Source organism: Pseudomonas sp., assembly GCF_049301935.1.
In the GTDB taxonomy this organism is placed as follows: Bacteria; Pseudomonadota; Gammaproteobacteria; order Pseudomonadales; family Pseudomonadaceae; genus Aquipseudomonas.
The window spans coordinates 65,840-89,317 of record NZ_JBAQLP010000036.1 but is presented as its reverse complement, the minus strand read 5'-3'; the positions used below and the strand labels follow the sequence as shown (position 1 = coordinate 89,317).

The window sequence follows — 23,478 nt, the reverse complement described above, 5'->3', positions numbered from 1 at the left end:
TCTTTTTAAGGTGATTATGTCTGTGTGCTCGGTTTATATGCTTCTTTTCCGCTCGGGCTGGTTAAGAGTTTTTCCTGGAATTATGGGAGTTGTTTTATTGGTTGGTTCTTTGTGTTTCTTTATGGAGGAAGGTGAGTTGATTCGGTTTTATAAAATTGTAATAGTCTCGAATTTTTTTGCCGCTTGTTTTTCTCTATTTCTATTTCTGGGGTTGGCTTTGAGGAAAGGGGTGAGATTTGTCTAGGGTTATACTTATGGGTGGTTTTGGTGGAGACAATTTAGGGGATGAGCTTATTTGCTTGTCTATGATAGCTTCACTCGTTAAGGCACGTTCTGAACAAGAAATAAAAGTATTCACTTTTGATAAGAACGTATCGAGGAAGAACTTTCCAAATTTCGAGGGCGAGTTTGTTGATTACTGCTGTATCTGGGATTTTGTGCAGATAATAAAGAACTTTATTCGTTTGCGCTTGTGTCGTAGATTTAGGTTTCATAGTGGGGATGTTGTTGTTATCGGCGGTGGTGGGTTGTTTTATGAATATAGTATGGGGCATCTGGTATCTTGGTTCTCAAGAGTGCTGTATTTGCGATTAAGGCATATTGATTATGTAGTGCATGCTAATAGTTTTCACTCTCCCAAAGGATGGCTTGGTGTTTTTTTTGTAAAAAAAATAGTTGGATGGGCTAAATTTGTAACTGTTAGGGATAGGTTGTCGCTTCGTAACTTGCGTCTATATGGAGTAAGTAGAGATATTGAGCTATGTAATGATGTTGTATTTGGTATCCCTGCGAAACGTTCAGAGGTAAATGGGAGTAGTGGGCGGAGTCAAGTTGCTTTTATTTTAAGACCTTGGGTGTCCTATGGCGATGTTCAGGTTGCTTTCTGGGCGGAAAAGATACAAGAAGTTTTAAGGGAAGGGGGGGGGGTAGACTTGTTGTGCTTTGATTTGAGAGAGGATGTGTCTTTCGCTCATGCTATTCGAGAGCAGGTTGGTGTGGATTCATTGGGGATTAAGCCTCTTTCAGCTGATATGGGTATTGGATCAATCCTTTCAGTTATTTCCGGCTATGGCGCTATTGTTAGTATGCGGTTTCATGGTTTGGTTTTAAGTGTTATGGCTGGAGTTCCAGTGTTGTCTATTGCTTATGATGACAAGATTCTGGGGCTCTGTAGCGAGTTGGGAATGGATGACTTTTGTAAGGTTCTACAAGGCGATGATTTGGCTTTGACTGACTTGGCTGATGTGCTTGACGACGTTCGCTCAAGAGAAAGCTCTTTCCTTGATTCTTGCGAACGTCTGACGGCAGATAAAAGCTACGAGAATTTACTGATTGATGCTGTAAGAAGGTGCGGAAAATGAAAGTCCTTTTTCAAAGTAGGGTTACGCTTTTCTCAAGCCCAGGTGGAGACACCACTCAAATATTGAAAACGGCTGAGTATTTGAGGAATCTAGGTGTTGTTGTTGATGTGACGACAGATCTTGAACCTGATGTTTCAGCGTATGATGTAGTTCATGTTTTTAATCTTAGAAATCCACAGGAAATTTACCTTCAGATAAAAAATGCCAAATCATATGGTAAGCCGGTCGCTCTTTCTACTATTTGGGGTGAGTATGTAGAATACGATAGGTATGCCCGTGGTGGTATTTATGGTGTGCTTTCTAATATTCTTGGAAATTATTCTATTGAGTATTGTAAGGTTGCGGCTCGGGCTGTTTTAAATGGGGAGTTTCATAAGGGGACAATCAAGTTGTTGATGACTGGATACCATCGTCTTCAGTTGCAGGCTTGCTCAATGGTTGATGTTTATTTGCCAAACTCAGAGTCGGAGATGAGGCGGGTGGAGCAAGATATGAACTTGAATGGTGTTGAATATGTTTCGGTGCCCAATGCTGTTGATGTGAATGTATTCAATTACGACTCTGTTTCTATTCCTGAAAAGTATATGGCTTTTGAAGGTTGCCTTTTAAGTGCTGCTCGTATTGAGGGAAGAAAGTGTCAGCTTCAACTGATCCGTGCTATGGAAGGGCTCCCATATAAGTTGGTGATAGTTGGTAAGTCAGGGCCTAACGCTCAAGGGTATTATCAGCAGTGCTTGGCTGAAGCACCTGAGAATGTACATTTTATTGATTACTTGCCTCATGAGGAGCTTCCGGCTCTATATAAAGTTGCTAAGGCTCATGCCTTAGTCTCTTGGATGGAGACTCCTGGCCTTTCGTCTTTAGAAGCTGCCGCCATGAGATGTAACCTATTGATTACCGAGAAGGGTGATACCAGGGATTACTTTGGCTCTTATGCAAGGTATTGTGATCCGTCCTCTTTGCAAAGTATAAGGCAAGGTGTGGTTGATGTTATGACGCAGGATTTTGACCAGCGTATGCATGATAGAGTTGTCTCGAATTACACGTGGGATAAGACTGCAGAAGCGACTCTTCAAGGTTATAGCAAAGCTGTTTCTAGAGTAAAGGCTTTTGCATAATTTTATATGTTGAAATGTGTTGGGGGTTATAGTTTTTTGCTTGCGGGTTTGGCTGATTAAATTTTGATTTGGTGATCTTGGATGGAGTATCGGATTTCTATTTTAGGCATTCGAGGCATACCAGCTAAGCATGGTGGCTTCGAAACGTTTGCTGAAAAGCTCTCTCTTTTTCTCGTGGCCAAGGGATGGCAAGTTACTGTTTATTGCCAAGAGAATGGTGAAGGTGATCGCTGGGAAAGTAACTGGCAAGGCGTGCGCCGTATACACATTCCGGTCAGTCGGGATGGTGCCGCAGGTACTGTGATTTTTGACTTGAAGGCGACCCGTCACGCACTTTCTCAGCAGGGCCTTTTCCTGACGCTAGGTTACAACACTGCGATTTTCAATTTGATGCAGCGTATCAAAGGGCAGACCAATGTCATCAATATGGATGGTATTGAGTGGCGTCGCGATAAGTGGGGATTTATCGCCAAAACCTGGTTCTGGCTTAACGAGCGCGCAGGCTGTTGGGTTGGTAATCATCTGGTAGCGGATCACCCGAAGATCAAGGAGCATCTTGCTACCCGTGTTAGCGCCGACAAAATCACCATGATCCCCTATGGTGGTGATCAGGTAGAGTCCGCTGATATCGATTTGCTGACCCCTTATGGTATTGAGCCGCATCAGTACTCAATCATTATTGCGCGTCCCGAGCCGGAGAATTCATTTCTGGAGATGGTGCGCGCTTTCAGTAAGACTCGCCGTAATCACAAGTTGGTCGTGTTGGGTAATTTCACACCGCAAAGCAATAGCTTTCATCGTCAAGTGATGGAAGCTGCCAGCGATGAGGTGATTTTCCCTGGGGCGATTTATGAGGCCTCCATCGTTCAGGCGTTACGTTTTTTCAGCCGTTTCTATCTGCACGGCCACCGTGTCGGCGGCACCAATCCATCCCTGGTTGAAGGTTTGGGTGCGGGATGTGCGGTGATTGCTCACGATAACCACTTCAACCGCTGGGTGGCCGGTCCTGGCGCTGCCTATTTTAAGGATGAGTCAGCCTGTGCAGCTGCGTTTGATAGCTTGTTGGCGGATGACGCGGCTATGGCGCGGATGAAGGCTGCAAGCCTGGCACGCTTTCATGAGCGTTTTACCTGGCCCCAGGTATTACGCGAGTACGAAGAATTGCTGACCCGTTGGTACCCAAGTAAATAAGATGAGTACGTTATGACTTCTCGCATTCTTGTCACCGGCGGTGCCGGTTTTATCGGCTCTGCTGTGGTTCGTCACCTGATTGACAATACCGCCACCGAGGTGGCCAACCTCGACAAGCTGACCTATGCCGGCAATCTGGAGTCTTTGGCTTCCGTGTCCGATTCGCCGCGTTACCACTTTTATCAGGTGGATATCTGCGATGGCGCGGCCCTGGATGCGGTGTTTGCCGAGTTCAAGCCAACGGCGGTGATGCATCTGGCTGCGGAGTCCCATGTGGACCGCTCCATTGATGGCCCTGCGGATTTTATTCAGACCAATATCGTTGGTACCTACAGCCTGCTGGAGGCCAGCCGCCGTTATTGGAACGGCTTGGCGGACGAGCAGAAGGCGGTGTTCCGCTTTCATCATATTTCCACCGATGAGGTATATGGCGACCTTGAGGGGACGGATGATCTGTTCACCGAAACCACGTCCTATGCGCCCAGCTCGCCTTATTCGGCCTCCAAAGCCAGCTCCGACCATCTGGTGCGTGCCTGGCAGCGCACCTATGGCCTGCCGGTGCTGTTGACCAATTGCTCGAATAACTACGGGCCTTTCCACTTCCCGGAGAAGCTGATCCCGCACGTTATCCTCAATGCCTTGGCTGGCAAGCCATTGCCGGTATATGGCGACGGCTCGCAGATTCGTGACTGGCTGTATGTGGAAGATCATGCGCGGGCCCTGTGCGAGGTGGTCAGCCGCGGCGTGGTGGGTGAGACCTATAACATCGGCGGGCATAACGAGAAGCGCAATTTGCAGGTGGTGGAGACGATCTGTGACCTGCTCGATGAGCTGGTGCCGTTGGATGCGGATCGCGGCTCCTACAGGGCGTTGATTACCTTTGTGAAGGATCGACCGGGGCATGACCGCCGTTATGCTATCGACGCCAGCAAGATCGAGCGCGAACTGGGTTGGAAGCCGGAGGAAACCTTCGAAACGGGGCTGCGCAAGACTGTACAGTGGTACCTCGACAATCGCCAGTGGTGGGAACGGGTACTGAGCGGCGAATATCAATTGGAAAGGATTGGTTGTTAGGGGTGAATGGTAAGGGGTGAGGGGTAATAGCGAGGCTCGCGCGCTCCTTACACCTCTCAGTGTGAGGGGAGGTGTTAGGGAAGAGAGGTAAAGCGAGGGCGCGTGCCTTCCTCACCCTTCACCCCTAACCCCTAATAACCCCCTCCCAAGCAAGGACGCTGTTAATGAGAACTCACCACAACTTACGAGCCTGGAAGTTGAGCATGCAGCTGGTCGAGGATATCTACCAGTTGACCAAGAATTTTCCGGCTTCCGAGCAATATGGGCTGACCAGTCAAATGCGACGAGCGGCAGTTTCTGTGCCCAGTAATATCGCTGAGGGTGCTGCGCGAGAGAGTATGGCCGAATTCCTGCGCTTTCTGGTCATTGCTCGCGGCTCGCTCAGCGAACTGGAAACGCAATGTTTGCTTGCGCAGCGGGTCGGTTTTATCCGCAGCGCCGAAGAGCCTCTTGTGCTCATCGATCAGGTTTTTGCGCAACTCGGCGGCTTGATTAACTCCTTGAAGAGCCCGGTACAGTAAGGGGAGAAGAGTAAGGGGAGAGGGGTAAACGCAAGAGCGTGCGATGCATCTCGCACCGCTCCACCCCTAGCTCCTAACCCCTCGCCCCTCACCAATTAACTTTGAGACAGCGGACTGATATGACAAACAGCAACCCCCTCACTACTCACCCCTCACCCCTCTCCCGTAAAGGCATTATTCTCGCCGGTGGTTCCGGTACGCGCTTACACCCCATTACCCGGGGCGTTTCCAAGCAATTGCTGCCGGTTTATGACAAGCCGATGATCTACTACCCCTTGTCGGTGCTGATGCTGGCCGGCATTCGCGAGGTATTGATCATTTCCACCCCGGAAGACTTGCCGAATTTCCGCAAGCTGCTGGGCGATGGTTCCGAGTTCGGCATCGAGTTGAGCTATGCCGAGCAGCCTTCGCCGGATGGCTTGGCGCAGGCGTTTCTGATCGGCGAGTCGTTTATCGGCGATAGCAGCGTATGTCTGATCCTCGGCGACAATATTTTCTACGGCTATGGCTTCAGTTCCATGCTGCGCGATGCCGCCCAACGCGAAAGCGGTGCCACGGTATTCGGTTACCACGTGTCCGACCCCGAGCGCTTTGGTGTGGTGGAATTCGACAGCGCTGGTAAGGCGATCTCGATTGAGGAAAAGCCCTCGGCACCCAAGTCCAGCTATGCGGTGACCGGTTTGTATTTCTACGACAACTCCGTAGTGGAAATTGCCAAGCAGGTAAAACCATCCCATCGCGGCGAGCTGGAAATCACCGATGTGAACAACGCCTATCTGCAGCGCGGTGACTTGCATGTCAGCCTGCTTGGCCGTGGTTTCGCCTGGCTGGATACCGGCACCCACGACTCGTTGATGGAGGCCAGCCACTTTGTGCATACCATCGAGGCGCGCCAGGGTTTGAAGGTGGCCTGTCTGGAAGAAATCGCCTACCACCAGGGCTGGCTCGCCGCCGAGCAACTCGCCAGGCAAGCCGAAGCGCTGAGTAAAACCGGGTATGGACAATATCTTCAGCGCCTACTGACCCAGGAGGCCGTTCAGTGAAGGTCATCGAGACAGTCCTGCCCGGTGTATTGATCATCGAGCCCAAGGTGTTTGGCGATCATCGCGGTTTTTTCCTCGAGTCGTTCCAGGTCGAGCGCTATCGCCAGGCGGGCATCGATCTGCCCTTTGTCCAGGACAACCATTCGCGCTCGCAGCGTGGGGTCTTGCGTGGTTTGCATTTCCAGCGCACCCGGCCCCAGGGCAAGCTGGTCAGTGTCAGCCGCGGCGCGGTATATGACGTGGCTGTGGATATCGACCCGCAATCGCCGACCTGCGGCCAGTACGTTGGGGTGGAGTTGAACGACGAAAACCACCGTCAGCTCTGGGTGCCGCCAGGCTATGCCCATGGTTTCTGTGTGCTGAGCGAGGTGGCGGACTTTCAGTACAAGTGCACCGACCTGTACTTCCCGGAAGACGAGGGCGGGCTGATCTGGAATGACCCGGATGTGAATATTCCCTGGCCCATCAGCGAGCCGCAATTGTCGGCCAAGGATATGCGTAACCCCGGGTTGCGTGATCTGGTTCGTTAATCGAGGTGCTGAGGGGCAAAGGATGGCTAGTGTCGCGACAGGGGTCAACTGTCGCAAACCTGTAGGAACCGCGGGGATGCCTAATCCATGCGTGCGAATCGCCGGCATGGCGGAGTGCCGCCCAACGGAGTGCCGTCCAGCGGAGTGCCGCCCAACCGCTCCTACAAGCCAGATGGCTAACGGCGCATGGGGTTCCACGACAAATGATCTGTGACCCGACACTAGGGCGGGCGGCAGTGCTTATTCCAGCCTGATGCCCGTCAGCCAGGCTTTGCACTCTTGCCCATGGTCGGGTTATCGACTCGTAGCGTGGCTAGACCCCCCTCTCTTGGGTGAGAGGATGTTTGGTGTTGCTGGGAATGGTGTACGGCCAGGACATTTTCCCCTCACCCCAGCCCTCTCCCCTAAGGGCGAGGGAGTTGAATGTGCATGGCGGTAGATGGCGGCGATAGGATTTAGGGCGGCTCGGGATGCCGGCTGTTCAGGATCGTAGCGACAACCTGGCCACTTTATGCGGCGACGATAAGCTACGGTGCACTGCCTGCGGCGAGTGGCACCCTAGGGGTCGTCAACCCTCGGCTGCGACATCACGCCTGATATTTTTCCAATCTTGAGACTTTTATATGCGTGTATTGATTACCGGTGCTCATGGCCAGGTCGGTCATGAGCTGATGCGCCTGGTACCTGCGGGGTTCGAGGCGATAGGTCTGGGCTCGGCAGAGCTGGATATTGCCGATGCGGCGCAAGTGACGGCAGTGGTTGAGCGGGTGCAACCGCAGCTGATCATCAATGCGGCGGCCTACACCGCGGTGGACAGGGCCGAGAGCGAGCCGGAGCGGGCTTACGCGGTGAATCGCGACGGGGTCGCCTATCTGGCGGTCGCCGCCGAGCGGCTGGGCGTCCCCTTGCTGCATATCTCCACCGACTACGTGTTTGCCGGGGATGCCACCACCCCTTATGACGAGCAGGATGCAACTGCCCCCAGCGGGGTCTACGGCGCGAGCAAGCTGGCAGGCGAGTTGGCCCTGGCGACGGGCTGCAGCCGCTATATGATCCTGCGCACCAGCTGGGTATTCGGCGCGCATGGCAACAACTTCGTCAAGACCATGCTTCGCCTGGGGCGTGAACGCGATGAGCTGTCGGTTGTGGCCGATCAGCAAGGCTGCCCGACCTCGGCGGCGAGTATTGCCCGTGCGCTATGGACCCTGGCGCAGCAGTACCACGACAGCGGTGCCTTGCAGTGGGGGCTCTATCATTACAGCGGCATGCCGGCCTGCAGTTGGCATGGCTTTGCGCAGGAGATCTTCGCCCAGGCCCACGAGCTGTGCATGCTGCCGCGGGTGCCTGTGGTGCATGGCATCAGCACGACGCAGTACCCCACGCCGGCAAAGCGCCCGGCCTGGTCGGTCATGGATTGCAGCCGCCTGCAACAGGCCCAGCAGATAACACCTGCCGATTGGCGCGATGAGTTGCGCGCCGTCTTGCTGGAGCTGGCAGGGCAGTAGCTGAGTACATGCCTCGCTTGATCTATCCGTTTTTTCGTCTTTAAGGTTTAAGGGTTTCACATGATCCGCAAATGTCTCTTCCCCGCAGCTGGTTACGGCACGCGCTTTCTCCCGGCCACCAAGGCCATGCCCAAGGAGATGCTGCCCATCGTCAACAAGCCGCTGATCCAGTATGGCGTCGAGGAAGCACACGCGGCCGGCCTGCAGCATATGGCGGTGATCACCGGGCGCGGCAAGCGCGCGCTGGAGGATCACTTCGATATCAGCTACGAGCTGGAGCATCAGATCCAGGGCACGGATAAAGAGCGTTATCTGGATAGCACGCGGCTGCTGATCGATGCCTGTACCTTTTCCTATACCCGTCAGGTGGAAATGAAGGGCCTCGGGCACGCCATTCTGTGCGGGCAGCAACTGATCGGTGACGAGCCCTTCGCCGTGGTGCTGGCCGACGATCTGTGCGTCAACCCCGGGGGCGACCCGGTGCTGTTGCAGATGATCGAGCTGTATCGTCAGTTCCGTTGCTCGATTGTCGCGATTCAGGAAGTACCCCGCGAGGAGACCCACAAGTATGGCGTGATCGCCGGCGAGATGATCCGCGACGATCTCTACCGCGTCAGCCATATGGTCGAGAAACCGAAGCCCGAAGAGGCCCCCTCCAATCTGGCGATTATCGGTCGCTATATTCTCACCCCCGATATCTTCTCGCTGATTGCCGATACCGAGCCCGGCAAGGGCGGCGAGATACAGATTACTGACGCCTTGATGAAACAGGCCCGGCAGGGCGCTGTGCTGGCTTACAAGTTCAAGGGTCAGCGTTTCGATTGCGGCAGTGCCGAAGGCTATGTCGAGGCGACTAATTATTGTTTTGAGCAGTTTTACAAGAAGGAACAGTAAGGTAGCCGCCCGCTACATAATCCCTGGGAGGGGCTTTGGCGGCGATGTGGTGGAAGCTTGTCGAGGCTAAAACCCGCTTGTAAAACTAAAAATGGGCTATGTACCGATTATGTGTTGCAGGCCGATTTTGTAGGGTGGGTTAGCGGCGTAGGAGGTGTGGTTATGGGGGCGCCACGCCATTCGAGCGCCGCGTAACCCACCATTGCGGTTTCCCGTTAGACCATCATGGTGGGTTACGGCGCGTGAGAGCCGATGGTGTTTGCTTGTTCCCGGCTCGCGCCTAACCCACCCTATGTATTACCGCGCTTCATGCACTGTATAACTGTTCGAGACGATTCAACACATAACAGGTACATAGCCTAAAAATAACCCGTTCTATACATGTAAAAATCAAATCTGCACGCTGGCTCCTACACAGTTTCTGCGCGACAGCGCGGCGTCTGGACGACGGGAGTCTCTCACAATGTTGTGCTGGGGGTTGAAGTTGAGGGCTGGTGGCATTTTTCATGGGCTTTTGCGGTGCTGAGCATTAACATTCGTTGTTTTTAACATTTAATTGTTTGGAGTTTTGTAAAGGATATGCAATCCATTCCGAGTTATCAGCCTACTTTTGCTGAACGTTATCCCGTTCCGCTATTTGTTGCGCTCCTGGACATGGCTCTGGTGATTGCCGCAGGTTTTTTGGCCCATTACTGGCGTTTTCATGCCTTTGAAATGACCGGGCGCTACGAAACGGCAACCCTGCTGACCGCCATCGTCCTGGTGTTTAGCCTGGGTATGAGTGGGGCCTATGGCTCACAGCGTGGCAAGCCGTTTCTGCGTCAGGTCAGCCGGTTGTTAATCGGCTGGATAGCCGCTGCCGGCATACTCTTGTCCCTGTCGTTTTTCCTCAAGGTGTCGGGGGACTATTCGCGGCTATGGTTTATCACGTTATTGCTTATCGGGTTCTCGTTGAGCCTGTTGATGCGCCTTGGGGTTTTTCTCTTGCTACGTCAGCTCCGCGCCGGTGGTCGCAACCTCAAGTCAGTACTGTTGGTGGGCGCGGGCGGTGAGACAGAGCAGCGCCTGAGTAATGGCCGTGCGCTGGGCGAGTCCGGCTTTACCATTGCCCATACCCTGGCCTTTGCCGAAGGTGGCCCGCAATGGCTGGATGACTTGGTCCAGGCTGTCAACGAGCATGCCGTGCACGAGGTGTGGTTGTGCTTGCCGTTGAGCGAGGGTGGGGCGTTGCGCTCGATCCTCTATGCCCTGCGTCACCATACGGTCGAAGTACGTTTTATTCCCGAGTGGGGCGACATCCCCCTACTCAATCACAAGGTCAGCCATATCGCCGGGCTCTATTCCCTGGACCTGAGCTGCAGCCCGATGGATGGCCCGGCGCGGGTGATCAAGCGTCTGGAGGATATGCTGCTGGGCGCGCTAATCAGTCTGATGATAGTGCCGGTGTGCCTGGCCATCGGTATTGCCATCAAGCTCACTTCGCCTGGGCCTATTCTGTTCAAGCAGCACCGTACGGGTATCAACGGTAAGCGTTTCAAGGTGTACAAGTTCCGCTCGATGGTGCTGCATCAGGAAGAGTCTGGTGGGGTGACTCAGGCTACTCGCAGCGATGCTCGCATCACTCCCTTGGGGGCTTTTCTGCGCCGTACCAGCCTGGATGAGCTCCCGCAGTTCTTCAATGTGCTGCAGGGCCGTATGTCCATCGTTGGCCCGCGCCCCCATGCCCTGGCCCATAACGAGTATTACAAGGACCTGGTCGAGTCCTATATGCAGCGGCACAAGGTCAAGCCTGGTATCACCGGCTGGGCTCAGGTCAGCGGCTACCGTGGCGAGACCGATACTCTGGAGAAGATGCAGAAGCGCGTCGAGTATGACCTTTGGTATATCGACAATTGGTCGCTCTGGCTGGATTTAAAGATTGTATTCCTGACGGTGTTCAAGGGTTTTATCAACAAGAACGCCTATTGACGGGCTATGCACCGGTCATGTGTTGTCTTGCCGGACGCGATTTGCCCCCCTCTCCCTGCCGGAGGGGCTGGAGGTGAGGGGGCTATTCGGCGTAAGCCGTGCCATCGTGCAACGCTCCATTGTGGTTTGTCGCCAGACCGCCATGGTGGGTTACGGCGCGTTGAGCGTCGATGGGGCTTACCTGATCCTGGTTCGTGCCTAACCCACCCTACGTATTATCGAGCCGTTCGGGATGACTCAACACATATCTGCTGCTTAGCCTATTGAAAGCCCCTGCTGGGCTAGGGCTGTTTGGTCTCAGAAAACTGGAAGGAAGATTTGTGCGTTTTACTCAGCGATTGACGACACCCGGTGCGGTACTACCCACGGTCTGGTTATGGATTCTGGCACTGGGCCTGTTTGTGCAGTTGACCGGGCTGCTGTTTAACAACGACGGCAGCCGCTACGCGACGCAGATGTATCTGCTGTTGTTTGTGCCGGCATTGCTGCTGTTGCTGTGGCGGCGCTTGTCGCTGGACACCTGGCGTCAGGCTCCCGGGCTTGTCTTGCTAGGTCTGTTGGCCTGGGTGGTGCTATGCAGCGTGTTCAACTCAGGCTCCGCTAAAGATTCGGCCTACTGGCTGAAAATCGTTGGGCTGATTCTGCTGTACGTCTTTGCCGTGGCCAACCTGGTACGCCATCAGAAAGCTTTTAACGGCTTGCTGGTTGCCGTGGTGGTTCTGGCCGCGCTCTTTGCCTGGCTGACCCTTTATTACCAGTTCGGCGTGCTCGACAAATCGCTGGAGTACAACAAGATTCGCTTTGCCGGTCGCTTAAGCGAATTGGGCTGGCGTGGCCTGGCGGACCTCAAACATCCGGTTATCGCGGGTCTGTACTATGGTGTGTTTGCGGTACTGCTGACCTACCTGTTCGTCGGGTTAAAGCTGCGTGTCTGGCAGGCCATTGTGCTGGCGTTGGGTATGCTCGGGTTGCTGGCCTATGTGCTGCTCACCTTCTCCCGGGGGGCCTGGTTTTCCACAATGGCGGGCGGTCTTGTGCTGTTGCTGCTATTTCCCAATACCCGCTCGCGCAGCCTGCTCGGCGCGGGCTGCGTGTTGATACTGATCGCTGTCTATCTATTCTGGCCTGAGATCCAGAATGAACGAGCTGTGGGCGTTAACAATCGTGACCTGATCTGGGGCAACTGGAGTGAGCGTTTACCCGCATTCTGGTTAGCCGGAGCCGGCGCCGGCGTCGATTTTCAGTTCGCCTTTCCACGACCTCACTATTCCAGTGTGATCCACGCCCATAGCCTGTACCTGCAACTCTGGTACGAATACGGCATTGTCGGCATCGTTCTGTTCGTCCTGCTACTTTTGAGTCTGCTATGGAAGGGCTGGCAATGCCGGGCTCAGCCCTTGGCGCGGCTGGGCATAGCGCTGCTGGTGTATGCCATGGTCGCCATGGTGTCGGATGTCTACGCCATCTTCCATCGTCCGAGCCCGTACTGGGTGCTGTTCTGGTTCCCGGTGGGAATTCTGCTGGGCGTGCAGCCCGGTAAGGCCGACGAGCAGTCTGCGGGCAGCGCTTAACTCGACACCTGGGCTTCAGGTGTGGGTGGTACTGGTTTCGCCCCGGCGAGCATGTATTGTGTCGAGCGAATCGAAGCTTATCTGCGGGAGCGGACCATGCAGGCAATGACCCCGGCTGTAGTCGAATCCTCAGGTGCCGCCTGATGCGAGTGCTGGTTAGCGGGGCCAATGGCTTTGTCGGGCGGGCGCTGTTGCAGCGCTTGCTGGCCCTGGACGGGGTTGACGCGGTTGCGGGGTTGCGCCAGGCGAGTGCGCTGGCCGAGGACGAGCTACCCTGTGAGCGACGCGTGCTGGGCGATTTGGCGCTGGCGGCGGTGAGCCCCGAGTCGTTGCAAGGCATCGATGTACTGGTGCATGCGGCGGCGCGGGTGCATGTGCTGGATGAAACGGCCACGGATCCGCTGACCGCCTTTCGCGCGGTGAATGTCGCGGGCATGCTGCGTTTGGCCACGGCCGCCGCCGAGGCCGGGGTGAAACGTTTCGTGTTGATCAGTTCGGTCAAGGTCAATGGCGAGGAAACCCCGCCGGGGTGCGCCTTCGGCGCAGCCGATCGGCCTCGTCCGGGTGACGCTTACGGGCTCTCCAAGTGGGAAGCCGAGCAGGCCTTGCAGGCCCTGTGTGAGCGCACGGGGATGCAGTGGGTGATTATCAGGCCGCCACTGGTTTATGGCCCTGGGGTGCGGGCCAACTTCCAACGCCTGATGGGCAGCCTGGCCCGTGGCCTGCCGCTGCCTCTGGGGGCGCTGGATAACCGGCGCAGCCTGGTCTCGCTGGATAATCTGCTGGGCCTTGTACTGGCCTGCCTGGCGCATCCGGCGGCGGCGAACCAGACCTTTATGGTCAGCGATGGCGATGATTGGTCCGTTGCCGAACTGGCGAGGCATCTGGCCCACTCGCTGCAGCGTCCCGCCCGGTTGCTGCCGGTTCCGCGGAGCTGGTTGCGCAGCGGTCTGCAACTGGTGGGCCGGCGCGCGGTGGCTCAGCGCCTGTGTGGCGAGCTGCGTGTGGATATTGAAAAGACCAGAACGCTGCTGGGCTGGCAACCCGCACATGCAGTGTCCGAGGCCTTGAGAAAAACCGCTGAAGACTTTCTCGCGCGGCCTGACCAATGATGATCGGCTTATTGCTACTGATCGTGCTGCTGTCCTGGTTCCTTACCGGGCGCATGCGACGCTATGCCCTGGCGCGCAGCCTGCTTGATATTCCCAACGGACGCAGCTCCCATTCGGTGCCGACCCCGCGCGGTGGCGGGGTGGCGCTGGTGTTGGCTTTTCTGTTGGCCTTGCCTTGGCTGGCCTACCGCGGCGGCCTGGACGATGCGCTGATGTGGGCCATGCTGGGCTCCGGTAGCGGGGTCGCCCTCCTGGGGTTGCTTGACGATCATGGCCATATTGCGGCCCGCTGGCGTCTGTTGGGGCACTTCGTTGCGGCCGCCTGGGCTCTGTACTGGCTCGGTGGCATGCCGCCCGTGGCGGTAATGGGGGGTTCGCTGGAGCTGGGCTGGCTGGGGCATGGGTTGGCCGCTTTGGGCCTGGTCTGGCTGTTGAACCTGTACAACTTTATGGACGGTATCGATGGTATCGCCAGTGTGGAGGCACTCGCCGTCTGCCTGGGGGGCGCATTGTTGTACGCGCTGAGCGGGCATGCCGAACTGCTGTGGGTGCCCTTGGCGCTGGCGTGTGCGGTACTGGGGTTCTGTTACTGGAACTTCCCGCCGGCGCGGATTTTCATGGGCGATGCGGGGAGTGGTTTTCTCGGCATGGTTCTGGGCGTGATGCTGTTGCAGGCGGCCTGGATCTCGGCCGAGCTGCTCTGGGCCTGGCTGATTCTGCTGGGAGTGTTTGTGGTCGACGCCACCCTGACGCTGCTGCGTCGCCTGCTCGGCGGCGAGCGGGTGCATGAGGCGCATCGCAGCCATGCCTATCAGCACGCGGCGCGGCGCTGCGGCAGGCACTTGCCGGTCACCCTGGGCGTGGCGTTGTTGAATCTGTGTTGGCTATTGCCGATTGCGCTGTGGGTGGTGCTGGGTGGGCTGGATGGCCTGGCGGGCTTGCTGATCGCCTATACCCCGTTATTGGTGCTGGCCTGGAAACTGCGCGCCGGAGTTGCCGAATAAATAGGCTCTGTCCCAATTGCGTGTTGCGAGGCGATAAACCATAGGTTGGGTTGAGGAGTGCAGAGAAGCCCAACGATCTACGCCAACGCCTGTTGGGCTTCGCTGCGCTCAGCACCAACCTAACGCTTGTGTGTTGAATAGTAGTTATACGGTGCATAAAGCGCGGTAATACGAAGGGCGGGCGGCCTCGAATTGCGTGGCGTCCCGATAACCAGTGCTAGCGCCGCTAACCCACAAAAGCGGTCTGCAACATAGTTTTGGGACATAGCCTTTTCTATCGGCCGCGATGTGTGGGCAAGCTTGCTTCTATACGAGCCTTAACCGCCGACAACAGTTGGCTTGGCATAGCCTGACAGATTGCCTTGGCTATACCGAACCACGCTGAGCTAAGCTGTGCGCGGCCATCGTTCGATGCGCTGCGGTTGCTCCGGTGAGTGATGGTGGAAAGGGATGACGGATAAGCTGCGCATTACATTGTTAAGTCTTCCAAGGCGTTACAAGCGTTTGTTGCAAGTGGTCGTGGACGTTGTATTGGTCTGGTTGGCGCTTTGGCTGGCGTTTGTCGTGCGGATGGGTTTTGACAAGCGCATCGATCCATTTGGCGATCATGCCTGGCTGTTTATCGCCGCGCCGGTTATCGCCATCCCGCTGTTTATTCGACTGGGCATGTACCGCGCTGTGATGCGCTATTTCGGTAATGACGCCCTAGTGGCGATCTTCAAGGCCGTGACGATTGCCGCGCTGCTTCTGTCCCTTGCGGTTTACTGGTATCGAGGTGCGCCGGCCCTGGTGCCGCGTTCTCTGGTATTCAACTATTGGTGGTTCAGTCTGTTGCTGGTGGGCGGCCTGCGTTTGTTGATGCGCCAATACTTTATGGGTGATTGGTATGTAGCAGCTCGCCAGTTATCTTTTGGCAATCCTGGGCGACGTGATTCACTGCCCAGGGTAGCGGTCTACGGGGCGGGAGCGGCGGGCAACCAGTTAGTGTCGGCCTTGCGTGCAGGGCGCTCGGTGCAGCCTGTGGCTTTTGTCGACGACGATAAAAGCATTTCCACGCAGATCATTGCCGGGCTGCAGGTTTACAGGCCTGTGCATATCCAGCGGATGCTCGACGACACAGGCGCTCAGGAAATTCTTTTGGCGGTTCCTTCGCTTTCCCGCTCGCGGCGGCGGGAAATCCTCGAGTTGCTTGAAGGCTTCCCGCTGCATGTGCGTAGCGTGCCGGACTTTATGGATCTGGCCAGTGGGCGAGTCAAAGTCGACGATCTGCAGGAAGTGGCGATTGCCGACTTGCTCGGCCGTGACGCGGTACCGCCCAATCTGGAACTGTTGGAACGCTGTATCCGAGGCCGCGTGGTGATGGTGACCGGGGCTGGTGGCTCCATCGGTGCGGAGCTGTGCCGGCAGATTGTCGCGGCCGGTCCCGCGACCTTGCTGTTGTTCGAGCACAGCGAGTTCAATCTCTACAGCATTCATAGCGAACTGGAGCAGCGTATCCGTCGCGAGTCGTTGTCTATCCGTCTGGTACCGATACTGGGTTCTATCCGCAACTCTGGACGTTTGTTTGATGTGATGCGCACTTGGAAAGTGAATACGGTTTATCACGCTGCGGCTTACAAACATGTGCCTATGGTTGAGCACAACATTGCCGAAGGTGTGCTGAATAATGTGTTCGGTACGACATTAACTGCTCAAGCAGCTGTGAAGGCGGGTGTTGAAAATTTTGTGCTGATTTCCACTGATAAGGCTGTACGTCCCACCAATGTGATGGGCAGTACCAAACGGTTGGCGGAAATGGTGTTGCAGGCGTTGAGTGCTGAGCAGGCTCCTGTATTGCTTGATGATGAGGGTGTTCATCGGGTTAATAAAACACGTTTCACTATGGTGCGTTTTGGCAACGTATTGGGTTCTTCTGGTTCGGTTATCCCATTGTTTCATGAGCAGATTCGTCGTGGTGGGCCGGTTACGGTGACGCATCCCAACATTACTCGCTATTTCATGACGATCCCTGAAGCGGCTCAATTGGTGATTCAGGCCGGAGCCATGGGCCAGGGGGGGGATGTGTTTGTGTTGGATATGGGACAGCCGGTAAAAATTGCCGAGTTGGCCGAGAAGATGATCCATCTGAGTGGTTTGAGTGTTCGCTCCGAGAAGAATCTGCATGGTGATATTGCCATCGAGTTTTCCGGCCTGCGCCCTGGCGAGAAGCTCTATGAGGAGCTGCTGATCGGCGATAACGTTAGCCCGACGGAGCACCCTATGATCATGCGCGCCAATGAGGAGCATCTGCCATGGGAGGCCTTCAAGGTGGTGCTCAGTGAGCTTTTGGCGGCAGTTGAGCGTGATGACTATGACCGGGTGCGCCAGCTGTTGCGCGAGACGGTTAGCGGTTATAAGCCAGAAGGCGAGATTGTTGATTGGATACATATGAAGCGTCGGCTTGATCCGTAGGATTATCCCGTAAGGCCTTGGTGAACGGGGCATGAGTTGCAGGCGGCTGCTGATTCGGTCAGAGATGCATCGAGTTATTTGACAAGTACATAACAGCAGCTAGTTTTCAAAGGCGTGGAGAGGGAAGTCCCACGCACTGAGAGAAAACTAACGAAAGGATGCGCTACATGCTAAAAGCTAAATTGTCGTCTCTGCTGTTCGCTGTTCTTGCTTCCATGTCCCTGGCGGTTTCCGCCGCTGAAACTCAGACCCAGCCCGCTTCTGTTGTGGAAACAGCACAAGTGGCCCCGGTCGCTAAAGTCAATCTCAATACTGCTGATGCGGCCACTCTGCAACGTGAGTTGCTGGGGGTTGGCGAGGTTAAGGCACAAGCGATTGTTGCTTACCGTGATGAGCACGGCGACTTTGCTTCGGTGGATGAGTTGTTGGAGGTCAAGGGTATTGGTGAGGCAACTCTGGAGAAGAACCGCGATAAGTTGAGTATCAACTGACGCATGCAGTAGTTGTAATAAAGGCCGGTTATTGACCGGCCTTTTTGCTGTAACACAGTCTTGGGGCAGAGCCTTACTTTAGGGTCGCCACAGCCAGGCCGGGGAAGTCGGTAATAATGCTGTCCGCACCGAAATCCGCCAGGCGACGCATCAGTGCCGGTTCGTTGACCGTCCATACCGAAACATGCAAGCCGGCTTTCTGTGCTTTCAGTAGGCGCTCCGGGGTGCACAGCGTCCAGTTCAGGGCCAGTAGGTGGCAGGCGTAATGTTTGGCGACTTTCAGCGGGTCGAGCCAGGCGTATTCGGCCACTAGACCGCGCTGCAGATGCGGCGTCAGGTGCTTTAAGGCACCGAGCACTTCGCGGGAGCTGGAGGTTACGGTGACTTTTTCAGTCAGGTTGTAGCGCTTAGCCAGTTCGGCAATCGCCTTGACCATCCGCGCCGAGCGCACCTTGGAAGCACTTTTGACTTCCAGCTGCCAGTGCTCGAAATCGCACTGCTGGAACAGTTCCTCCAACCGTGGGATTGGGCAGGGCGTGACGGCGCCAGGGCCGCCTTTACGCGCGTCGTAGCGCACCAGTTCGGCGGCGTCATGCTCGACTACCTTGCCGCGATGGCCGGTGGTGCGCTTGAGGGTTAGGTCGTGAATCACCATCAGTTGGTTATCGCGCGACAGGTGCAGGTCCAGCTCGCAGCGGCGCACGCCATGCTTGAGGCATTGCTCAAAGCTGGCCAGGGTGTTTTCCGGCACCTCGCCTTTGGCGCCGCGATGTCCATAGATGACTGTCACTGTTGCTCCTTGTCGTGCAGGGCGGCGCCGGGCTGGTGATGGCGCACGGTGTTGATCACGTGTTTGTGTTCGAAGTAGACGCTGAATTCGCGGTAATCCCAGCGGGTGATCGGCGGGTTGCCAACGCTGGGGTGCTCTACATCGGCCAGGCCGAAACGCTCCAGCACCGCGCGCTGTGATTCGCCGAATTGCGGCAGCCGCAATTCGCCGGCACCCTGCTGGCCGATGGGGATTTGCAGAGTATCGGCATGCGCGCCGAGGGGCAGGAGCAGGGCGAGAAGCAGCAACAGACGGGGCATAGTGGTTCGCTTTCAGGGTTGCAGGGGGTGTTCGCGGGCCTGGCGACGTTCCAGGGCCTGGCGTTGCAGGATATGCCGGGCAAGTAGCTGGCGTTGGGCATCGCTCAGGGCTTCGAATTCCGCGCCGATCTCAAATTGTTGCGACGGCAGTGCTTGGCAATGCACCACCTTGGCCCTTAGCAGCAAACCCAGGGCCTGCGGCATCAGCACCATCTTCACCGCCAGATGCGCGCCGGTAGCCACGGGCTGAGGGTTGTTGAAGCTGACGCCGCCCTCGGACAGGCTGACCTTGCGTGGCGTGCCGATGTCGCGCAGCAGGCTCTGCGCCACGGCCTGGCCAAGCAGGTCGATGCGCTTGTTCATCACCTTGAGGTAATTGGCCAGGGTGCGATCACGTTCGGTGATATGTCGCAGTAGATGCTGCGACTCGAAGTCCATCAGGTGCAGATCGCTGAGCAGATTGAACAGCGGTGAGCTGTCGTGAAGCTCGTCACTGGCCAGGGCTTCGGCACCTGAGAGCAGGGTGAATTCCAGTGCGATCGTATCGTCGATACGATAGTATTCGCGGCGATCATCTTCATCTTGAGTCGGCATGGTGAACCCATGGCAGCAGTAGTAGTCAGAGTGTAAGGCTGCTCGCCAAGCCCCCACAAGGACGTTTCTTTTTCCCTCGAATCAGCCCCCGACATGTTCAGACCTCTGTTCGTATTTATCGGCACGCGCTACACGCGGGCCAAGCGTCGCAACCACTTCGTATCCTTTATTTCCCTGACCTCGATGATCGGGCTGGCACTGGGTGTGCTGGTGATGATTCTGGTGCTGTCGGTGATGAACGGCTTCGACCATGAAATGCGCACCCGCGTGCTCGGCATGGTGCCGCACGCCACGGTCGAGAGCGCCACGCCGCTCAAGGATTGGCGCAGCCTGGCCGAACAGGCGCAAAGCAACCCGCAGGTGCTGGCGGTTGCGCCGTTCAGCCAGATGCAGGGCCTGTTGACCAACGATGGCAAGGTGCAGAAAGTGCTGATCAATGCGGTCGACCCGCTGGAAGAGGCCAAGGTCTCGATCATCGGCAACTTCTTTCAGCAGGGCCGCCTGGAGGCACTGCAGCCCGGTGAGTTCGGCATGGTGCTGGGCGACAAGGCCGCCGCCAAACTCGGCGTCGGCCTGGGTGACAAGGTCACCTTTGTGGCGCCGGAGGTGACGGTCACTCCGGCTGGCATGTTCCCGCGCCTCAAGCGCTTTACCGTGGTCGGCATCTTCCATGTCGGCGCCGGCGAGATCGACGGCCACCTGGCCCTGACCCATGTGCAGGATCTGGCGCGTCTGCAGCGCTGGCAGGCCGATCAGGTGCAGGGCATTCGCCTGAAATTCGCCGACCTGTTCGAAGCCCCGCGTACCGCCTGGGCGCTGGCGCAGACCTTGGGCGATGGCGATTACTACGCCCGCGACTGGACCCGCACCCACGGCAACCTGTATCAGGCGATCCGCATGGAGAAGGCGATGATCGGTCTGTTGCTGCTGCTGATCGTCGCGGTCGCCGCCTTCAACATCATCTCCACCCTTGTCATGGTGGTCACCGACAAGAAGGGTGATATCGCCATTCTGCGCACCCTCGGCGCGACGCCTGGGCAGATCATGGCGATTTTTATGGTGCAGGGTACGGTGATCGGGGTATTCGGCACCGCCATAGGCGCTGTCCTCGGCATCTTCGCCGCGCTCAATGTGAGTTCCGCCATCGCCGCTCTGGAGTCGCTGCTGGACATGCAGTTTCTCAATGCCGATGTCTACTTTATTGACTACATCCCCTCGCAACTGATGCTCCAGGATGTGCTGCTGGTGTGTGCCGCGGCGCTGCTCCTGAGTTTCCTCGCCACCCTTTATCCAGCCTGGCGCGCGGCCCGTACCCAGCCCGCGGAGGCTTTGCGCTATGAGTGATCAGGTTATGCAAGATCGTGCAGTGTTGAGTTGTCGCAACCTCGGTAAAAGCTACGACGAGGGCCCGCAATCGGTGGTGGTGCTGCAGGATCTGCAGCTGGAACTGCACCCCGGCGAGCGCGTGGCGATCGTTGGCAGTTCCGGTTCGGGCAAGAGCACCTTGCTGAATATGCTTGGCGGTCTGGATACGCCGAGCAGCGGCAGCGTTTGGCTGGCGGGCGAGGAGTTGTCGGCGCTGAATGAAAAACAGCGCGGCTTGCTGCGTAACCGCGCCCTGGGCTTTGTTTATCAATTCCATCACCTGCTGCCGGAATTCACCGCGCTGGAGAACGTGTGCATGCCGCTGTTGATTGGCCGTACGCCGATCAGCGAAGCGCGTCAGCGTGCCACTGCTTTACTGGAGCGGGTCGGCCTCGGCCATCGCCTGGCGCACAAACCGTCCGAGCTGTCCGGTGGTGAGCGTCAGCGGGTGGCGATTGCCCGCGCGCTGGTCAATCAGCCGGGTCTGGTGCTGCTCGATGAGCCCACCGGCAACCTCGATCACCACACTGCGCAAGGCATTCAGGACCTGATGAAGGAGCTGAGCAGCGCGTCGCAGACCGCCTTCTTAGTGGTGACTCATGACCTGGAGCTGGCCCAGCAGATGGACCGCATCCTGCGTCTGGAAGACGGCAAGCTGGTGGCCGCCTGATGTTTCGTCCGCTGAGTATCTTTATCGGTATCCGCTATACCGGAGCCAAGCGGCGCAACCACTTTATTTCCTTTATCTCGATGACCTCGATGATTGGCCTGGCCCTCGGTGTGTTGGCGATGATCGTGGTGCTGTCGGTGATGAACGGTTTCCAGAAGGAAATGAGCACGCGCATTCTCGGCATGGTGCCGCACGCCAGCATCGCCGGGGCGCAGCCGCTGGATGACTGGCAGCAGGTCGCGGCTGCCGCGAAGAACAATCCGCAGGTGCTTGCCGCGGTGCCGTTTGCCGAGCTCGAAGGCATGCTCTCGGTGCGCGGTGCAATGCAGCCGGTGCAGCTGCACGGCGTCGATCCGGCGCTGGAACCGCAGGTGTCGATCATCGACCAGCATATGCAGCAAGGCCGTCTGAGCGACTTGCGTGAAGGCGAGTTTGGCGTGGTGCTCGGTGAGATCACCGCGCGGCGCTTCCAGTTGCGCGTGGGTGACAAGCTGGCGTTGATCGTGCCGGAGCTGAGCAACGTACCGGGCGGTATCAGCCCGCGTATGCAGCGCCTTAACGTGGTCGGTATCTTCAAAGTCGGCGCCGAGCTGGACAGCTCGCTGGCGCTGATTCATGTCGCCGATGCGGCGCATATCCAGCGTATGCAGCCGGGCCAGGTGCAGAGCGTACGGCTGAAGCTGCAGGATCTGTATCAGGCGCCGCAAGTGGCCGCGCAGATTGTTGGCGAGCTGGGTGCGGGTTACCGCGCCACTGATTGGACCCTGACCCAGGGCAGTCTGTTCAGTGCGATGAAAATGGAAAAGACCATGATCGGTCTGTTGCTGTTGCTGATCGTCGCGGTGGCGGCCTTCAATATCATCGCCACGCTGATCATGGTGGTGGCCGACAAGGGCGCGGACATTGCCATCCTGCGTACCCTGGGCGCCACGCCGGGGCAGATCATGGGCATCTTTATGGTGCAGGGCACGGTGATCGGCGTGATCGGTACGCTGATCGGCGCGGTGCTGGGCATTCTCGCGGCGCTGAATGTCAGTCAGCTGGTGGCCTGGATCGAGCGCTTGAGCGGTCAGCAGGTGATGAGCTCGGATGTGTACTTCATCAGCAACCTGCCGTCTGAACTGCTGCTGTCTGATGTGCTGTTGATCTGCGGGGCGGCGTTCAGCCTGAGCTTTTTGGCCACCGTCTACCCGTCCTGGCGGGCGGCGCAGATTCAGCCGGCCGATGCGCTGCGTTACGAATAAGCTACGCTGGCAGAAACAAAAAAGCCGTTACTCAGTAACGGCTTTTTTGTATCAGTGCTGTGCGCCTTGCTGACGGCGTTTTTCCTGGCGTTTGCGCCAGTTGTGCCGCACCCACCAGCGCCAGTAGGCGTTGGTGCCAAAATAGCCGATCAAGGCAAGCAACAGGCCGAGTACCAGAGAGCCCAGATACAGCGGCTGCCAGTGGGTTTGTAGAACGTGGCCAACCCAGCTGAGGGTGATGTGCTCAGGCATTTGCAGGGTGGGTGTGCTCATCAGCCAGGCGCCGAACTTATAGCTGCAATAGAACACTGGCGGCATGGTGATCGGGTTGGTTAGCCAGACCAGGCCAATCGAAATCGGCAGGTTGCCCCGGGCCGGTATGGCCACGATGGCGGCAGCGGCCATTTGCAGAGGCATGGGGATCATCGCCCAGAACAGGCCAATGGCCATGGCGCGTGAAACAGAATGGCGGTTGAGGTGCCAGAGATTGGGATCGTGGATCAGGCTACCCAGAAAACGCAGGGATTTATTGCCCTTGATGCGGTCTGGGTGAGGCATGTAGCGCTTGAATAAACGACGCGGCATGAAGGCTCTCTGGCGGGTAAAAGCGCCGACATTATGCACCCTTTGATGACAGCCTGCTTTCACACTTTGTGACAGCACATAAGCAAAAGCTGATCGA

At 56.8% G+C, this 23,478-nt stretch carries 23 protein-coding genes; 19 read left to right on the top strand and 4 right to left on the bottom strand.

Features of this window, described 5'->3' with window-relative positions; translation table 11 throughout:
• The 16 genes from WA145_RS05105 to WA145_RS05030 form a co-directional block, all read left to right on the top strand.
• The coding region (locus WA145_RS05105) for a hypothetical protein (RefSeq protein ID WP_422580522.1) at positions 1-244 on the top strand (244 nt) is incomplete at its 5' end.
• A 10-nt stretch (positions 245-254) separates the two neighbouring features.
• Positions 255-1,361, top strand: a complete 1,107-nt coding sequence (locus tag WA145_RS05100) for a polysaccharide pyruvyl transferase family protein (RefSeq protein ID WP_422580521.1) — start codon at positions 255-257, stop codon at positions 1,359-1,361.
• Positions 1,358-2,479, top strand: a complete 1,122-nt coding sequence (locus WA145_RS05095; protein WP_422580520.1) for a glycosyltransferase family 4 protein — start codon at positions 1,358-1,360, stop codon at positions 2,477-2,479. The genes WA145_RS05100 and WA145_RS05095 overlap by 4 nt, the downstream gene beginning before the upstream one ends.
• An 81-nt stretch (positions 2,480-2,560) precedes the next feature.
• Positions 2,561-3,670, top strand: a complete 1,110-nt coding sequence (locus WA145_RS05090; RefSeq protein ID WP_422580519.1) for a DUF1972 domain-containing protein — start codon at positions 2,561-2,563, stop codon at positions 3,668-3,670.
• Positions 3,671-3,682: 12 nt separating this feature from the next.
• Positions 3,683-4,744, top strand: a complete 1,062-nt coding sequence (rfbB, locus tag WA145_RS05085; protein WP_422580518.1) for a dTDP-glucose 4,6-dehydratase — start codon at positions 3,683-3,685, stop codon at positions 4,742-4,744.
• A gap of 164 nt (positions 4,745-4,908) precedes the next feature.
• Positions 4,909-5,265 carry a four helix bundle protein gene (locus WA145_RS05080; RefSeq protein WP_422580517.1) on the top strand — a complete coding sequence of 119 codons (357 nt, stop codon included), beginning with the start codon at positions 4,909-4,911 and terminating at the stop codon, positions 5,263-5,265.
• 119 nt (positions 5,266-5,384) lie between these two features.
• Positions 5,385-6,308: a glucose-1-phosphate thymidylyltransferase RfbA gene (gene rfbA, locus WA145_RS05075; RefSeq protein ID WP_422580516.1), complete on the top strand. Its 924-nt coding sequence runs from the start codon at positions 5,385-5,387 to the stop codon at positions 6,306-6,308.
• Positions 6,305-6,838 carry a dTDP-4-dehydrorhamnose 3,5-epimerase gene (gene rfbC, locus WA145_RS05070; protein ID WP_422580515.1) on the top strand — a complete coding sequence of 178 codons (534 nt, stop codon included), beginning with the start codon at positions 6,305-6,307 and terminating at the stop codon, positions 6,836-6,838. The genes rfbA and rfbC overlap by 4 nt, the downstream gene beginning before the upstream one ends.
• Positions 6,839-7,461: 623 nt before the next feature.
• Positions 7,462-8,343, top strand: coding sequence for a dTDP-4-dehydrorhamnose reductase (gene rfbD / locus WA145_RS05065; protein WP_422580514.1), 882 nt, complete (start codon positions 7,462-7,464; stop codon positions 8,341-8,343).
• A gap of 60 nt (positions 8,344-8,403) precedes the next feature.
• Positions 8,404-9,237 (top strand): UTP--glucose-1-phosphate uridylyltransferase GalU, encoded by an 834-nt coding sequence (gene galU / locus WA145_RS05060; RefSeq protein WP_422580513.1) that lies wholly within the window; start codon positions 8,404-8,406, stop codon positions 9,235-9,237.
• 654 nt (positions 9,238-9,891) lie between these two features.
• Positions 9,892-11,205, top strand: coding sequence for an undecaprenyl-phosphate glucose phosphotransferase (locus WA145_RS05055; RefSeq protein ID WP_422580512.1), 1,314 nt, complete (start codon positions 9,892-9,894; stop codon positions 11,203-11,205).
• Positions 11,206-11,525: 320 nt separating this feature from the next.
• Positions 11,526-12,776 (top strand): O-antigen ligase family protein, encoded by a 1,251-nt coding sequence (locus WA145_RS05050; RefSeq protein WP_422580511.1) that lies wholly within the window; start codon positions 11,526-11,528, stop codon positions 12,774-12,776.
• Between the two features lie 143 nt (positions 12,777-12,919).
• Positions 12,920-13,888 (top strand): NAD-dependent epimerase/dehydratase family protein, encoded by a 969-nt coding sequence (locus WA145_RS05045; RefSeq protein WP_422580510.1) that lies wholly within the window; start codon positions 12,920-12,922, stop codon positions 13,886-13,888.
• Complete coding sequence (locus WA145_RS05040; protein ID WP_422580509.1) at positions 13,885-14,892, top strand: MraY family glycosyltransferase; 1,008 nt, start codon at positions 13,885-13,887, stop codon at positions 14,890-14,892. The genes WA145_RS05045 and WA145_RS05040 overlap by 4 nt, the downstream gene beginning before the upstream one ends.
• A gap of 450 nt (positions 14,893-15,342) precedes the next feature.
• A complete protein-coding gene (locus WA145_RS05035) occupies positions 15,343-17,343 on the top strand; it encodes a polysaccharide biosynthesis protein (protein WP_422580508.1) in 2,001 nt (666 codons plus the stop codon).
• A 167-nt stretch (positions 17,344-17,510) separates the two neighbouring features.
• Entirely contained in the window at positions 17,511-17,834 is a 324-nt protein-coding gene (locus tag WA145_RS05030) for a ComEA family DNA-binding protein (protein WP_422580507.1), read from the top strand.
• 73 nt (positions 17,835-17,907) lie between these two features.
• Here WA145_RS05030 and WA145_RS05025 read toward each other — a convergent pair whose 3' ends face one another.
• The 3 genes from WA145_RS05025 to WA145_RS05015 are packed head-to-tail and all read right to left on the bottom strand — an operon-like array spanning position 17,908 to position 19,517.
• A complete protein-coding gene (locus WA145_RS05025; RefSeq protein WP_422580506.1) occupies positions 17,908-18,624 on the bottom strand; it encodes a glycerophosphodiester phosphodiesterase in 717 nt (238 codons plus the stop codon).
• Complete coding sequence (locus WA145_RS05020) at positions 18,621-18,923, bottom strand: phosphodiesterase (RefSeq protein WP_422580505.1); 303 nt, start codon at positions 18,921-18,923, stop codon at positions 18,621-18,623. Before WA145_RS05020 ends, WA145_RS05025 begins: the two co-directional genes overlap by 4 nt.
• A 12-nt stretch (positions 18,924-18,935) precedes the next feature.
• Entirely contained in the window at positions 18,936-19,517 is a 582-nt protein-coding gene (locus WA145_RS05015) for a PilZ domain-containing protein (protein WP_422580504.1), read from the bottom strand.
• Positions 19,518-19,610: 93 nt separating this feature from the next.
• On the opposite strand from WA145_RS05015, the gene WA145_RS05010 reads away from it, so the two are divergent.
• The 3 genes from WA145_RS05010 to WA145_RS05000 are packed head-to-tail and all read left to right on the top strand — an operon-like array spanning position 19,611 to position 22,796.
• Positions 19,611-20,861 (top strand): lipoprotein-releasing ABC transporter permease subunit, encoded by a 1,251-nt coding sequence (locus WA145_RS05010; protein ID WP_422580503.1) that lies wholly within the window; start codon positions 19,611-19,613, stop codon positions 20,859-20,861.
• Between the two features lie 7 nt (positions 20,862-20,868).
• Positions 20,869-21,552: a lipoprotein-releasing ABC transporter ATP-binding protein LolD gene (gene lolD, locus WA145_RS05005; protein WP_422580502.1), complete on the top strand. Its 684-nt coding sequence runs from the start codon at positions 20,869-20,871 to the stop codon at positions 21,550-21,552.
• The gene (locus WA145_RS05000; protein ID WP_422580501.1) at positions 21,552-22,796 is read left to right on the top strand and encodes a lipoprotein-releasing ABC transporter permease subunit; all 1,245 of its coding nucleotides are present in this window, start codon (positions 21,552-21,554) and stop codon (positions 22,794-22,796) included. Before lolD ends, WA145_RS05000 begins: the two co-directional genes overlap by 1 nt.
• Positions 22,797-22,847: 51 nt before the next feature.
• Here WA145_RS05000 and WA145_RS04995 read toward each other — a convergent pair whose 3' ends face one another.
• Positions 22,848-23,381 (bottom strand): DUF2062 domain-containing protein, encoded by a 534-nt coding sequence (locus tag WA145_RS04995; RefSeq protein ID WP_422580500.1) that lies wholly within the window; start codon positions 23,379-23,381, stop codon positions 22,848-22,850.
• Between the last annotated feature and the right edge of the window lie 97 nt (positions 23,382-23,478).